The organism is Streptomyces sp. NPDC088706 (assembly GCF_044752765.1).
GTDB lineage: Bacteria > Actinomycetota > Actinomycetes > Streptomycetales > Streptomycetaceae > Streptomyces.
Genome location: NZ_JBIVLW010000001.1, coordinates 216725 through 230754 on the forward strand (window position 1 = coordinate 216725; position 14030 = coordinate 230754).

Annotated in this window: 9 protein-coding genes and 2 pseudogenes; 2 read left to right on the plus strand and 9 right to left on the minus strand. The window is 71.8% G+C overall.

The window, feature by feature from the left end; genetic code table 11:
- Positions 1-137 precede the first annotated feature (137 nt).
- The 3 genes from ACIQAK_RS01025 to ACIQAK_RS01035 are packed head-to-tail and all read right to left on the minus strand — an operon-like array spanning position 138 to position 2747.
- Entirely contained in the window at positions 138-1295 is a 1158-nt protein-coding gene (locus tag ACIQAK_RS01025; RefSeq protein WP_366388403.1) for an acetyl-CoA C-acetyltransferase, read from the minus strand.
- Between the two features lie 27 nt (positions 1296-1322).
- The gene (locus ACIQAK_RS01030) at positions 1323-1934 is read right to left on the minus strand and encodes a TetR/AcrR family transcriptional regulator (RefSeq protein WP_366388402.1); all 612 of its coding nucleotides are present in this window, start codon (positions 1932-1934) and stop codon (positions 1323-1325) included.
- A 30-nt stretch (positions 1935-1964) separates the two neighbouring features.
- Entirely contained in the window at positions 1965-2747 is a 783-nt protein-coding gene (locus ACIQAK_RS01035) for an SDR family oxidoreductase (RefSeq protein WP_366388401.1), read from the minus strand.
- A gap of 105 nt (positions 2748-2852) precedes the next feature.
- Between ACIQAK_RS01035 and ACIQAK_RS01040 the strand changes: the two are divergent.
- Both ACIQAK_RS01040 and ACIQAK_RS01045 read left to right on the plus strand, forming a co-directional pair.
- Positions 2853-3995, plus strand: a pseudogene (locus ACIQAK_RS01040) (acyl-CoA dehydrogenase family protein); the annotation flags it as partial.
- Positions 3996-3997: 2 nt separating this feature from the next.
- Positions 3998-4984 carry an acyl-CoA dehydrogenase family protein gene (locus ACIQAK_RS01045; RefSeq protein ID WP_366388400.1) on the plus strand — a complete coding sequence of 329 codons (987 nt, stop codon included), beginning with the start codon at positions 3998-4000 and terminating at the stop codon, positions 4982-4984.
- A 20-nt stretch (positions 4985-5004) separates the two neighbouring features.
- On the opposite strand, the gene ACIQAK_RS01050 is transcribed toward ACIQAK_RS01045, so the two are convergent.
- The 6 genes and pseudogenes from ACIQAK_RS01050 to ACIQAK_RS01075 form a co-directional block, all read right to left on the minus strand.
- Positions 5005-5526, minus strand: coding sequence for a pyridoxamine 5'-phosphate oxidase family protein (locus ACIQAK_RS01050; RefSeq protein WP_366388399.1), 522 nt, complete (start codon positions 5524-5526; stop codon positions 5005-5007).
- A gap of 55 nt (positions 5527-5581) precedes the next feature.
- Positions 5582-6136 carry a HutD family protein gene (locus ACIQAK_RS01055; protein WP_366388398.1) on the minus strand — a complete coding sequence of 185 codons (555 nt, stop codon included), beginning with the start codon at positions 6134-6136 and terminating at the stop codon, positions 5582-5584.
- Positions 6133-6351 (minus strand): annotated as a pseudogene (locus tag ACIQAK_RS01060) (VWA domain-containing protein); the annotation flags it as partial. The gene ACIQAK_RS01055 and the pseudogene ACIQAK_RS01060, both read right to left, overlap by 4 nt.
- Positions 6352-6661: 310 nt before the next feature.
- On the minus strand, positions 6662-8191 hold the full coding sequence (locus ACIQAK_RS01065) for a glutamate synthase subunit beta (RefSeq protein WP_366388397.1): 1530 nt from the start codon (positions 8189-8191) through the stop codon (positions 6662-6664).
- Complete coding sequence (gene gltB, locus ACIQAK_RS01070; RefSeq protein ID WP_366388396.1) at positions 8184-12743, minus strand: glutamate synthase large subunit; 4560 nt, start codon at positions 12741-12743, stop codon at positions 8184-8186. The genes ACIQAK_RS01065 and gltB overlap by 8 nt, the downstream gene beginning before the upstream one ends.
- 468 nt (positions 12744-13211) lie before the next feature.
- The gene (locus ACIQAK_RS01075) at positions 13212-13943 is read right to left on the minus strand and encodes a VIT1/CCC1 transporter family protein (RefSeq protein WP_366388395.1); all 732 of its coding nucleotides are present in this window, start codon (positions 13941-13943) and stop codon (positions 13212-13214) included.
- Positions 13944-14030: the final 87 nt, after the last annotated feature.

The following is a 14030-nucleotide window of genomic DNA, read 5'->3' on the forward strand; positions in this document are numbered from 1 at the left end:
AAAACAATAAAGCGCCTGAGGAAGCATTCCCGTCAGGCGCACATAAAGTTCATGGGTACCAAAACTGCAACGGGAACACCGTAGCACGTCCTTCCTGCCGGTGGTGGATCACGCCACGCCGTAGGAGGGAAAGATCGTCAGAGGCGCTCGACGATGGTGACGTTGGCCTGGCCGCCGCCCTCGCACATGGTCTGGAGCCCGTAGCGGCCCCCGGTGCGTTCCAGTTCGTGCAGGAGGGTGGTCATCAGCCTGGCGCCGGTCGCGCCGAGCGGGTGGCCCAGTGCGATGGCCCCGCCGTTGACGTTGACGCGCTCCGGGTCGGCGCCGGTCTCCCGCAGCCAGGCGAGGACGACGGGTGCGAAGGCCTCGTTGATCTCGACGAGGTCGATGGCGTCGATGGTCAGGCCGGTCTTCTTCAGGGCGTACGCGGTGGCGGGGATCGGCGCGGAGAGCATCCGGATCGGGTCCTCGCCCCGCGCGGAGAGGTGGTGGACGCGGGCGCGCGGGGTGAGGCCGTGCTCGGCGACGGCCCGCTCGGAGGCGATGAGCAGGGCGGCGGCGCCGTCGGAGACCTGCGAGGAGCAGGCGGCGGTGATCGTGCCTCCGGGCAGGACGGGGCTGAGGGCGGCCATCTTCTCCAGGGTGGTGTCGCGGCGCGGCCCCTCGTCGGCGGTGACGTCCCCGTACGCCACGGTCTCGCGGGTGAAGCGGCCCTCGTCGATGGCACGGACGGCACGGCGGTGCGAGGTGAGGGCGAACTCCTCCATGTCCCGGCGGCTGATGTTCCACTTCTCGGCGATGAGCTGGGCGCCGTGGAACTGGTTGACGGGCGCGTCGCCGTACCGGGCGCGCCAGCCCTCGCTGCCCGCGTAGGGGCCCTCGGTGAGGCCCAGGGGTTCGGCGGCCTGGCGGGAGGCGAAGGCGATGGGGATCTGGGTCATGTTCTGGACGCCGCCCGCGACGACGAGGTCCTGGGTGCCGGAGAGGACGCCCTGGGCCGCGAAGTGGAGGGCCTGCTGGGAGGAGCCGCACTGCCGGTCGACGGTGACGCCGGGCACCTCCTCGGGCAGTCCGGCCGCCAGCCATGACGTACGGGCGATGTCCCCGGCCTGCGGACCGATGGTGTCCAGGCAGCCGAGGACGACGTCCTCCACGGCCGCCGGGTCGACGCCGGAGCGGGCGATCAGCTCCTTCAGCACATGGGCGCCGAGGTCGGCGGGGTGGACGGCCCCGAGGCCCCCCTTGCGCCGTCCGACAGGTGTCCGTACCGCTTCGACGATGTAGGCCTCGGCCATGGCTGCTCCTCGGTCGTCAAGAGGTGGCTAGGTGCGCAGGGCGATCCCGTCCAGCACCATCGAGAGGTACTGGCGGGCGATCTCCTCGGGGCTGTGGAGTCCGCCGGGCCGGTACCAGGAAGCCGCGACCCAGACGGTGTCGCGGACGAAGCGGTAGGTGAGGCGGATGTCCAGGTCGGCGCGGAAGGCGCCTTCGGTGACGCCGCGTTCCAGGGTGGAGAGCCAGGTCTTCTCGAACTTCTCCTGCGAGTCGGTGAGGTAGGCGAAGCGCGGCTGGGTGGCGAGGTGCTTGGACTCCTTCTGATAGATCGCGACGGCGGGGCGGTGCCGGTCGATCTCCCGGAAGGACTCGGTGACCAGTGCCTCGATGGTCTCGCGGGGGCCGAGTCCGGCCGCCAGGACCGCGTCGTACCCCTGCCAGAGCTCGTCGAGGAAGGTGGCGAGGATCTCGTCGATCATCGATTCCTTGGAATCGAAGTGGTAGTAGAGGCTGCCGGCGAGCATCCCCGCCTCGTCCGCGATGCGGCGGACGGTGGTGGCGTTGTATCCCTGGGCGGCGAAGACCTCGGCGGCGGTGGCGAGGAGTTCGCGGCGCCGTTCGGGAGTGGGGGTCACCTGGGGCTTCTTCTTGGTAGGCACCCCGCCATTGTCCGCCCGCGGCCTGGGTGTTCACGCATGCTGGCTGCTGACGGCGACGACCTCGCCGGTCATGTACGAGGAGTAGCCGCTGGCGAGGAAGACGATCACATTGGCGACCTCCCAGGGCTCCGCGTACCGGCCGAACGCCTCCTTCCCGGTGAGTTCGGCGAGCAGTTCGGCCGAGGTGACCTTGGTCAGGTGGGGATGCATGGCGAGGCTGGGGGCGACGGCGTTGACACGTACGCCGTGGGCGGCCGCCTCAAGCGCGGCGCAGCGGGTGAGGGCCATGACGCCGGCCTTGGCGGCGGCGTAGTGGGCCTGGCCGCGCTGGGCGCGCCAGCCGACGACGGAGGCGTTGTTGACGATCACTCCCCCGGCACCGGCGGCCTTGAGGGAGCGCAGGGCGGCGCGGGTGCAGCGGAAGGTGACGTTCAGGGTGGTGTCGAGGATCTTCGTCCACTGGTCGTCGGTCATCTCGGTGAGTTCGGCGGTGCCGCCGAGTCCCGCGTTGTTGACGACGATGTCAAGGCGGCCGTGGCTGGCTTCGGCGTGGGCGAAGAGGGCCTGCACCTGGTCTTCGTCGGTGACGTCGCAGGTCAGGGCGGTGACGCGGTCGGCGCCGAACTCCTCGGCGAGGGCGTGTGCGCTCTCCTTCAGCCGCCGGGTGTGGGCGTCACCGATGACCACCCGGGCGCCCTCCTCCAGGAAGCGGCGGGCGGTGGCGCCGCCGATCCCGGCCCCGGCGGCGGCGGTGACGACGGCGGTGCGGCCGGTCAGCAGTCCGTGTCCCGGCAGGTAGTCGGGTGCGCCCATCGGCCCATCCCCCTACTCCTCGACGGTTCTTGGACCGTACGTTAACCTACCAAACACTTGTTAGGGAACCGTCGGCGGTGACGTACGCGGAAGGCAGGCCCCGCCATGGATCTGGCGCAGACAGCACGGACCGACGCGCTGCGGGCCGAGGCCCGGTCCTGGCTGCGGGACCATGTGCCCGCCCGGCCGCTGCCGTCCCTGGAGACGGCGGAGGGGTTCGCCGCGCACCGGGAGTGGGAGGCGAGGCTGTACGGGGGCGGGTGGTCGGCCCTCTCGTGGCCCGAGGAGTACGGGGGCCGGGGCGCGGACCTCTTCGGGTGGCTGGCGTTCGAGGAGGAGTACTGGGCCTCGGGCGCCCCCGGCCGGGTCTCGCAGAACGGGATCAGCCTCCTCGCCCCGACCCTCTTCGACCACGGCACGGCCGAGCAGCGGGCCCGGGTGCTGCCCCCGATGGCGAGCGGCGAGGTGATCTGGGCGCAGGCCTGGTCGGAGCCGGAGGCCGGGTCGGACCTGGCGGCGCTGCGGTCGCGGGCGGTGCGGACGGAGGGCGGCTGGCTGCTGTCGGGGCAGAAGACGTGGTCTTCACGGGCGGCGTTCGCGGACCGGGCGTTCGGGATCTTCCGTACGGACCCGGGGGCCGCGAAGCCGCACCAGGGGCTCACGTACCTGATGTTCGGGCTGCGGGCGCCCGGGGTCGCGGTCCGTCCCATCAGGCGGCTGGACGGGAAGCCCGCGTTCGCCGAGATCTTCCTGGACGAGGTGTTCGTACCTGACGAGGACGTCATCGGGGAGCCGGGGCGGGGCTGGCGCATCGCCATGTCGGCCACCGGCGACGAGCGGGGCCTCACCCTGCGCTCCCCCGGCCGCTTCCTGGCCGCCGCCTCCCGGCTGACGGAGCTGTGGCGGGAGGCGGGTGACCCGGCGGACACCGCGCTGCGCGACCGGGTGGCCGACGCGGTGATCGGGGCGCGGGCCTATCAGCTGTTCACGGCCGCCTCCGCGTCCCGGTCCGCGGCGGGGGCGGCGCTCGGGGCGGAGTCCAGCCTGAACAAGGTGTTCTGGTCACGTCACGACCTCGCGCTGCACGAGATCGCGCTCGACCTGCTCGGCCCGGACGCGGAGGCGGCGGACGGCCCATGGGCGCAGGGGTACGTCTTCGCGCTGGCCGGTCCGCTCTACGCGGGGACGAACGAGATCCAGCGCGACATCATCGCCGAGCGGCTGCTCGGCCTGCCGAGGGGGCGGCGCTGGTGCGTTTCCTCCTGGACGACGAGCAGCGGGCGTTCGCGCGCTCCCTGGACGCGCTGCTGACGGCGGCGGACACGCCGGCGGTCGTACGGGCGTGGGCCACCGGCGACCACCGCCCGGGGCTCACCCTCTGGCGGCGGCTCGCGGACGCGGGGGTGTTCGCGCTGGCGGTCCCGCAGGCGTACGGGGGTGTCGGGCCGCTGCCCGTGGAGACGGCGGTCGCGTTCGTGGAGCTGGGCCGGCACGGGATGCCGGGGCCCGTGGTGGAGAGCGCGGCGGCGGGGGCGCTGCTGGGCGGGGTGGGCGGGCCGGTGGCCAAGGAGTGGCTGGCGAGGATCGCGGCCGGTACCGCAGTGGTGTCGCTGGTCCTGGAGGGGTACGGGCCGTACGTGCTGGACGGGGATGTGGCGGACGCGGTGTTCACCGTGACCGGGGACGAGCTGCGGCTCGGGCGGGCGGCCGGGGAGCCGACACCGTCGATGGACCCGGCGCGGCGGCTGTTGCGGCCGGAGGCGGGCGGCGAGGTGGTGGCCGCCGGGCCGAGGGTGCGCGAGGCGGCGCGGGCGGCGGGCGACCGGGCCACGTTCATGACGGCGGCCCAGGCGCCGGGCTGCGGGGAGGCGTTGCTGCGGGCGACGGTGGCGTACGTGAAGCAGCGCACCCGGTTCGGTGTCCCCGTCGGCTCCTTCCAGGCCGTCAAGTACCGCCTCGCGGACACCCTGCTCGGCCTGGAGTTCGCGCGCCCGCTGGTGTACGGGGCGGCGGTGGAGCTGGCCGAGGGGTCACCCGGGGCCGGGGCGGCGGTCGCGGCGGCGAAGGTGGCGGCGGGCGAGGCGGGCTACGCGGCGGCCCGCACCGCGCTGCAGCTGCACGGCGCGGTGGGGTACACCGAGGAGCTGGACCTGGCGTGGTGGCTGCGCCGGGCCCGGCCCCTGCGGGACGCCTGGGGGACGCCGTCGGCCTGCCGGGCGCGGGTGGTGGCGGGGTGAGAGGGGCGGCCCACCGGGTCTCAGTCCGCCTCTGCCGCCGGTGCGTCGTCGCCGGTCCGGCGTACCGTACGCGGCGGCTGTCCCGGCCGCCAGGACCGGATGACCAGGGCCTCGCCGTCCAGTCCGATGCGGACCACCTCGGTCAGCTCCGCCCGGAAGAGGTGGAACGGCTCGGGCGGGGCGGCGTCCTCGACGAAGCGGGCGAGGAAGTCCGGGTCGGTGATCTCCACGGCCCGGCCGCTGACGCGGACATCGCCGTCGTTCATCTCGGCGTCCGGCCCGGGGTTGGCCTGGAGTGCGAAGCGCGGGTCGCGGCGCAGGTCCAGGGCCTTGCGGGAGTTCGGCATCATGCCGAGCAACAGCTCACCGAAGCGGAAGTCGGCCTCCAGGCCGGTGAGGCGGGGCGAGCCGTCCTTCCTCAGGGTGGCGAGGACGTGGTGCTGGTAGAGCTGGAAGCGGCTGCGCACGGTGTCGGCGAAGGCGGGTTCGGCGACGGCGAAGCCGCTCCAGGGGACAGCGGAAGGTGACGTCATGAACGCCATCGAACACCTGATACCCGACACCTTCTGTCCGGTATCCCCGACCGTCTGCGGCCGCTCACCCGTCCGAGAACGTGATCACCACCGCCTGGCCCATCGTCCGCAGCACCCCCGGCGACGCGCCGTGGGCGAGCACCGCGTCGTAGCGGTCGAGCCGGATGTCCGTGCCGTCGAGCACGGCGCCGTCGTCCAGTCCGAGGGCCAGCACCGCGCCGCCCGGGGGCGGCGTCAGCCGTACGGTGCCGCAGACGACGGCGGTCTCCGCCCGCGTACGCCCCCTGCGGTACATGACGTTGAGGTTGACGACGGGTCCGGCCAGCAGGTAGCCCTCGGTCGGCCGGTCGCCGGGGAAGTCGTGCGGCCACATCGGCTCGTCGACGATGTGGTGCTCGCCGCCGACGACGAGGTCCATGCCCGCGCCCTCGACCACGGTCAGGGTGCGGTCCACCCCGGGGAAGAGCGAGAACGGCCCGTCGGCGGTGACGTCGGCGAGGCTCACCCGCCAGTCGAAGGCGTCGCCGCCGGGCCCGGCGGCGATCTCGCGGGTGAGCCCGCCGCCGTTCTTCCAGGGAACGGGCGCGCGGTCGGCGGCGCGCAGGAGGCGAACGGTCATCGGACGATCCCCTGGGCCTCGGCGGCGGCCGGCCAGGACGGGAACTCGGCGACCAGCCGGTCGTACAGTTCGGCGTCCGGGACCTGCCGGGGGTCGAGACCTGCGTGGAAGTACCCGGCGTTGTCGACGGCCCGCCTGGCGGGGACGGCCAGCTCGTCGAGCTTGCGCAGGAAGTCGAACTGGCTGCTGCGGGTGTCGCCGAAGCCGACGAACTGGTTGACGAGGCCCGGCGCGGTCTCCTGGACCTTGGTCAGGCTGATGGCCGGGCCGGTGGCGGCAGCGGCCGTGTTCCCGCCGTACATGGCGCCCCCCTTGTGCGGTCCGCGCTGTGCGGACCTAGAGCGTAGGCCACGGCAGGGCCCTCGGCCCCGGGTCCCCCACACCGGCTGACCCCGGACGCGCCACGGCGCCCGCTGAGTCCGGTCGGGGACAGGCAGGCGCCGCGTTCAGTTCCGTACGCCGTTGTACGGGACGTATCAAGGGGGTCCCCCGGGCCGCGTGGCCCAGGGGGAACCCGGGTGGTGCTCAGACCAGCAGGGACCGGTCCGTCGGGCGGATCGGGGCCGGCAGGGCGCTGGTCCCGGTCAGGAAGCGGTCCACACCGCGGGCGGCGGAGCGGCCCTCGGCGATCGCCCAGACGATGAGCGACTGGCCACGGCCCGCGTCACCGGCGACGAAGACGCCGTCGACGTTGGTCGCGTAGTTCTCGTCGCGGGCGACGTTGCCACGCTGGTCGAGCTCCAGGCCGAACTGCTGGACCAGACCGTTGGACTGGTCGGTTCCGGTGAAACCCATGGCGAGGGTGACGAGCTGCGCGGGGATGCGCCGCTCCGTGCCGGGCTTCTGCTCCAGCTTACCGTCCTTGAACTCGACCTCGACCAGGTGGAGCGCCGCGACGTTCCCGTTCTCGTCGCCCTCGAAGTGGGTGGTGGAGACGGAGTAGACCCGTCCCTCCTTGCCCGCCTTCGGCGAGGAGGTTCCCTGCTCCTGCTCGCCGCTCTCCTTGAGGCGAGCCAGCACCTCGGTCTCCTCGTGCGCGGAGGTGACCTTGTAGAGCATCGGGAAGGTCGGCCAGGGCTGGCCCGCGTTCCGGTCCTCACCCGGCCTGGGCATGATCTCCAGCTGGGTGACGGAGGCCGCGCCCTGGCGGTGGGCGGTGCCCACGCAGTCGGCGCCGGTGTCGCCGCCGCCGATGACGACGACGTCCTTGCCCTCGGCGTGGATCGGGGCCACCGTCAGGTCGCCCTCCTGCACCTTGTTGGCGAGCGGCAGGTACTCCATGGCGAAGTGGATGCCGCCCAGCTCGCGGCCGGGGACCGGCAGGTCGCGGGAGACGGTGGCACCGGCCGCGATGACGACGGCGTCGTAGCGGCGGCGGAGCTTGGCGGCGTCGATGTCCTTGCCGATCTCCACCTCCGTACGGAACTTGGTGCCTTCCAGGCGCATCTGCTCGATGCGGCGATTGATGTGGGACTTCTCCATCTTGAACTCGGGGATGCCGTAGCGGAGGAGGCCCCCGATGCGGTCCGCGCGCTCGTAGACGGCGACGGTGTGGCCGGCCCGGGTCAGCTGCTGGGCGGCGGCGAGTCCCGCCGGGCCCGAGCCGATGACCGCGACGGTCTTGCCGGAGAGCCGCTCGGGCGGCTGCGGGGTGACGTCGCCGCTGTCCCACGCCTTGTCGATGATGGAGACTTCGACGTTCTTGATGGTGACGGCCGGCTGGTTGATGCCGAGCACGCACGCCGACTCGCAGGGTGCCGGGCAGAGCCGCCCGGTGAACTCCGGGAAGTTGTTCGTGGCGTGCAGCCGCTCGGAGGCGGCGGTCCAGTCCTCGCGGTAGGCGTAGTCGTTCCACTCGGGGATGAGGTTTCCGAGCGGGCAGCCGTTGTGGCAGAACGGGATGCCGCAGTCCATGCAGCGGCCGGCCTGCTTGCTGATGATCGGGAGCAGCGAGCCCGGAACGTAGACCTCGTTCCAGTCCTTGACGCGCTCGGCCACGGGGCGGGTCCGGGCGACCTCGCGTCCGGTGGTCAGGAAGCCCTTGGGGTCAGCCATTGGTCGCCGCCTCCATCATCTTCTCGGTGGTCTCCTGCTCGGAGAGACCGGCGAGCTCAGCGGCGTCCTTGGCGGCGAGCACTGCCTTGTACGTGGACGGGATGATCTTGCTGAAGCGGGACACGGCGGTGTCCCACTCGGCGAGGAGCTTCTCGGCGACGGTGGAGCCGGTCTCCTCGTGGTGGCGGCGCACGACATCGTGCAGCCACTGCCGGTCGGTGTCGGTGAGCTCCTCGACGGCGCCGAGGTTGCCCACGTTGACGTTGTCGCGGTTCAGGTCGATGACGTACGCGACTCCGCCCGACATCCCGGCGGCGAAGTTGCGTCCGGTCTCGCCGAGGACGACGGCGTGGCCGCCGGTCATGTACTCGCAGCCGTGGTCGCCGACGCCCTCGGAGACGACGAGCGCACCGGAGTTGCGGACGCAGAAGCGCTCGCCGGTGCGGCCGCGCAGGAACAGCTCGCCGCCGGTCGCGCCGTAGCCGATGGTGTTGCCGGCGATGGTGGAGTACTCGGCGAGGTGGTCGGCGCCCCGGTCCGGGCGGACGACGACGCGGCCGCCGGAGAGGCCCTTGCCGACGTAGTCGTTGGCGTCGCCCTCCAGGCGCAGGGTGACCCCGCGCGGCAGGAACGCGCCGAAGGACTGGCCGGCCGAGCCGGTGAAGGTGATGTCGATGGTGTTCTCGGGCAGGCCCGCACCGCCGAACTTCTTGGTCACCTCGTGGCCGAGCATGGTGCCGACGGTCCGGTTGATGTTGCGGATGGCGACCTGGGCCCGGACCGGCTGGGCGGCCTCGGGGCTCATCGCGCCGAGCGCGTCGGCGGCCAGCTTGATCAGCTGGTTGTCGAGCGCCTTCGTCAGACCGTGGTCCTGCTCGACGATACGGTGGCGGACCGCGCCCTCGGGCAGCTCGGGCACGTGGAAGAGCGGGGCCAGGTCCAGTCCCTGCGCCTTCCAGTGGGTGATCGCCCGGTCGGTGTCGAGGAGCTCGGCGTGGCCGACGGCCTCCTCGATGGTGCGGAAGCCCAGCTCGGCGAGGATCTCGCGGACCTCTTCGGCGATGAACTCGAAGAAGTTGACGACGTACTCGGCCTTGCCGGAGAACCGGTCACGGAGCACCGGGTTCTGGGTGGCGATGCCGACCGGGCAGGTGTCCAGGTGGCAGACGCGCATCATGACGCAGCCGGAGACGACGAGCGGCGCGGTCGCGAAACCGAACTCCTCGGCGCCCAGCAGCGCGGCGATGACCACGTCGCGGCCGGTCTTGAGCTGGCCGTCGGTCTGCACGACGATGCGGTCGCGCAGGCCGTTGAGCAGCAGCGTCTGCTGGGTCTCGGCGAGGCCGAGCTCCCAGGGGCCGCCCGCGTGCTTGAGCGAGGTGAGCGGGGAGGCGCCCGTTCCGCCGTCGTGGCCGGAGATGAGGACGACGTCGGCGTGCGCCTTGGAGACACCGGCGGCGACCGTGCCGACCCCGACCTCGGAGACGAGCTTGACGTGGATGCGGGCCGCCGGGTTGGCGTTCTTGAGGTCGTGGATCAGCTGGGCGAGGTCTTCGATGGAGTAGATGTCGTGGTGCGGCGGCGGCGAGATGAGGCCGACGCCGGGCGTCGAGTGACGCGTCTTGGCGACCCACGGGTAGACCTTGTGGCCGGGCAGCTGGCCGCCCTCGCCGGGCTTGGCACCCTGCGCCATCTTGATCTGGATGTCGTCCGCGTTGACCAGGTATTCGCTGGTCACACCGAAGCGGCCGGAGGCGACCTGCTTGATGGAGGAGCGGCGCGCCGGGTCGTAGAGGCGGTCGGGGTCCTCGCCGCCCTCACCGGTGTTGGACTTGCCGCCGAGCTGGTTCATGGCGATGGCGAGCGTCTCGTGCGCCTCGCGGGAGATCGAGCCGTACGACATGGCGCCGGTGGAGAACCGCTTGACGATCTCGGAGGCGGGCTCGACCTCGTCGATGGAGATCGGGGTCCGGCCCGAGTCGAAGCCGAACAGGCCGCGGAGCGTCATCAGGCGCTCGGACTGCTCGTTCACCCGGTCGGTGTACTGCTTGAAGATGTCGTAGCGCCGGTTGCGGGTGGCGTGCTGGAGGCGGAAGACCGTCTCCGGGTCGAACAGGTGCGGCTCGCCCTCGCGGCGCCACTGGTACTCGCCGCCGATCTCCAGCGCGCGGTGCGAGGCCGCGATGCCGGAGGCGGGGTACGCCTTGGTGTGCCGGGCGGCGACCTCCTGGGCGATGACGTCCAGGCCGGCGCCGCCGATCTTGGTGGCGGTGCCGTTGAAGTACGTGGCGACGAAGGCCTCGTCGAGGCCGACGGCCTCGAAGACCTGGGCGCCGCGGTAGGAGGCGACGGTGGAGATGCCCATCTTGGACATGACCTTCAGGACGCCCTTGCCGAGCGCGTAGATCAGGTTCCGGATGGCCTGCTCGGCGTCGATGTTCTCGATGAAGGTGCCGGCGCGGACCAGGTCCTCGACGGACTCCATGGCGAGGTACGGGTTGACCGCGGCGGCGCCGTAACCGATGAGCAGGGCGACGTGGTGGACCTCGCGGACGTCCCCGGCCTCGACCAGCAGGCCCACCTGGGTGCGCTGCTTGGTGCGGATGAGGTGGTGGTGGACGGCGGAGGTGAGCAGCAGCGAGGGGATCGGGGCGTGCTCGGCGTCGGAGTGCCGGTCGGAGAGGACGACGAGGCGGGCGCCGTCCTCTATGGCGGCGTCGACCTCGGCGCAGATCTCCTCGATGCGGGCGGCCAAGGCGTCGCCGCCGCCGCCGACCCGGTAGAGACCGGCGAGGGTGGCGGCCTTCATGCCCGGCATGTCGCCGTCGGCGTTGATGTGTATCAGCTTGGCGAGCTCGTCGTTGTCGATCACCGGGAACGGCAGCGTGACGGTGCGGCAGGCCGCGGCGGTCGGCTCCAGGATGTTGCCCTGGGGGCCGAGCGAGGAGCGCAAGGAGGTGACGAGCTCCTCGCGGATGGCGTCCAGCGGCGGGTTGGTGACCTGGGCGAAGAGCTGGGTGAAGTAGTCGAAGAGCAGCCGGGGGCGCTCGGAGAGCGCGGCGATCGGCGAGTCGGTGCCCATGGAGCCCAGCGGCTCGCCGGCGGTGCGGGCCATCGGCGCGAGGATGACGCGGAGCTCTTCCTCGGTGTAGCCGAAGGTCTGCTGGCGGCGGGTGACCGAGGCGTGGGTGTGCACGATGTGCTCACGCTCGGGCAGGTCGCTCAGCTCGATCTCGCCGGTCTCCAGCCACTCCTGGTACGGCTGCTCGGCGGCGAGGGACGCCTTGATCTCGTCGTCCTCGATGATGCGGTGCTCGGCGGTGTCGACGAGGAACATCTTGCCGGGCTGGAGGCGGCCCTTGCGGACGACCTTCGCCGGGTCGATGTCCAGGACGCCGACCTCGGAGGAGAGCACGACGAGGCCGTCGTCGGTGACCCAGTAGCGGCCGGGGCGCAGCCCGTTGCGGTCCAGGACCGCGCCGACCTGGACGCCGTCGGTGAAGGTGACGCAGGCCGGGCCGTCCCAGGGCTCCATCATCGTGGCGTGGTACTGGTAGAACGCGCGCCGGGCCGGGTCCATCGAGTCGTGGTTCTCCCACGCCTCGGGGACCATCATCAGCACCGAGTGCGGCAGCGAGCGCCCGCCGAGGTGGAGCAGCTCCAGGACCTCGTCGAAGGAGGCCGAGTCGGAGGCGTCCGGGGTGCAGACGGGGAAGATCCGGTCGAGCTGCGCCTGGCCGAAGAGGCTGGAGGCGAGCTGGGACTCGCGGGCCTTCATCCAGTTGCGGTTGCCCTTGACCGTGTTGATCTCGCCGTTGTGCGCGACGAAGCGGTACGGGTGTGCCAGCGGCCAGCTGGGGAAGGTGTTGGTCGAGAAGCGGGAGTGGACCAGCGCGACCGTGGAGGCGAAGCGGCGGTCGGAGAGGTCCGGGAAGAACGGCTCCAGCTGCCCCGTGGTGAGCATGCCCTTGTAGACGATGGTACGGGCGGAGAGCGACGGGAAGTACACCCCGGCCTCACGCTCGGCCCGCTTGCGCAGGACGAACGCCTTGCGGTCCAGGACGATGCCGGTGGACTCGCCGTCGGCGACGAAGACCTGGCGGAAGGTGGGCATGGTGGCGCGGGCGCCGTTGCCGAGGAGCTCGGGGGCGACCGGGACATCGCGCCAGCCGAGGACGGTGAGGCCCTCCTCAATGGCGATCTCCTCGATCGTCCGGACGGCCTCGCTGGACTCGCCCGCGGGGAGGAAGGCGATGCCCACGGCGTACGAGCCGGCCTCGGGGAGTTCGAAGGGGGCCTCGGCGCGCAGGAAGGCGTCAGGGACCTGGCACAGGATGCCGGCGCCGTCGCCGGAGTCGGGCTCGGAGCCGGTGGCGCCGCGGTGTTCGAGGTTGCGCAGTACGGTCAGCGCCTGCTCGACCAGCTCATGGCTGGCCACACCGGTCAGAGTGGCCACGAACCCGACGCCACAGGCGTCGTGCTCGTTACGGGGGTCGTACATCCCCTGCTGGGCGGGGCGACCGTCCATGGGCGACCAGGCGTCGATACGCATCGGCTCTCCCGTCGTCGTCGTGGCATGTGCGGTGCCGAGGGACGACGTTGGCCCTCTGCGAAATTTCGTGCAGGTTACATGATGGGGCGCTTCTCAAGAAGCGGAAGGCTCGTTCCAACATACGGACACCGTGGTGACCGGAAGTGACTGGGTGACCAGAGATGACCGGTTGACCAGGGGGTGGGTCGCTGTCGGAGACGATCAAGCGCCCGGGGACCCGCAGAGAGCAGGCGTCGTTGCCTGCGGTGCCTACGGCTCATGCCCGGTGGCAAAAGAAACGAAACCACCGGGTAACGGCTACTTATGTGTAGCCCTGCATAGAGTCTCATTTTACGGCCGCGGCGTCCGTTCCGCCCAGGGGGCGGTGTCAGGACGTACGTCACACGGGTTGCCGCACGGTTAAGCCGTTCGGGCGGTTCCGTAACGCCCCCGCCAGGCCGTTCGGGCGGTGCCGTGCAGCCCTCCGCGTCAGCCGGCCGCCCCACCGAACAGGGTGCCGAGCCCGTACGTCAGTGCCGCCGCGGCCCCACCGAGGGCGAGCTGCCGCAGCCCGCTGAACCACCAGCTGCGGGCCGTCACCCGGGCCACCACCGCACCGCAGCCGAAGAGGCCGAGCAGGGCGAGGAGCACCGAGGGCCACAGGGCGCTCGCGCCGAGGAGGTAGGGCAGCACGGGCAGCAGGGCGCCGAGCGCGAAGGCGCCGAAGGAGGAGACGGCGGCCACCAGCGGGGAGGGCAGGTCTTTCGGGTCGATGCCGAGTTCCTCCCGGGCGTGGATCTCCAGCGCCTGCTCCGGGTCGCGCGACAGCTGCCGGGCGACCTCGGCGGCCAGCGGGGCGTCCACCCCTCGGGCCTCGTAGAGGGCGGCGAGCTCGGCCATCTCGTCCTTGGGGTGCTTGCGCAGCTCCCGGCGCTCGACGTCCAGCTCGGCCTCGACCAGCTCGCGCTGGGAGGCGACGGAGGTGTACTCGCCCGCCGCCATGGAGAACGCCCCGGCGGCCAGGCCCGCGAGCCCGGTGATCACGATGGTCTGCTGGGAGACCGCGCCGCCGGCCACCCCGGTCATCAGGGCGAGGTTGGAGACCAGACCGTCCATGGCGCCGAAGACGGCGGGGCGCAGCCAGCCGCCGTTCACATCCCGGTGGGTGTGGTTGTCCCGGTGCGCCTCGTGCAGGACGGCGTCGGTCTCGATGATGGCCACGGCGTGCTTCTCCCCTGCTCCCCCGGAGGGCTGTCGCCCCCGCGAGCAATGCCTGTACAACTTTCGACAAAGTCCAAACTACGCCGG

Excerpts from the sequence above, each read along its gene's own strand:
- ACIQAK_RS01025 (WP_366388403.1), bottom strand. The coding sequence starts at position 1,295 with ATGGCCGAGGCCTACATCGTCGAAGCGGTACGGACACCTGTCGGACGG.
- ACIQAK_RS01035 (WP_366388401.1), bottom strand. The coding sequence starts at position 2,747 with ATGGGCGCACCCGACTACCTGCCGGGACACGGACTGCTGACCGGCCGC.
- ACIQAK_RS01050 (WP_366388399.1), bottom strand. The coding sequence starts at position 5,526 with ATGGCGTTCATGACGTCACCTTCCGCTGTCCCCTGGAGCGGCTTCGCC.
- ACIQAK_RS01055 (WP_366388398.1), bottom strand. The coding sequence starts at position 6,136 with ATGACCGTTCGCCTCCTGCGCGCCGCCGACCGCGCGCCCGTTCCCTGG.
- ACIQAK_RS01065 (WP_366388397.1), bottom strand. The coding sequence starts at position 8,191 with ATGGCTGACCCCAAGGGCTTCCTGACCACCGGACGCGAGGTCGCCCGG.
- gltB (WP_366388396.1), bottom strand. The coding sequence starts at position 12,743 with ATGCGTATCGACGCCTGGTCGCCCATGGACGGTCGCCCCGCCCAGCAG.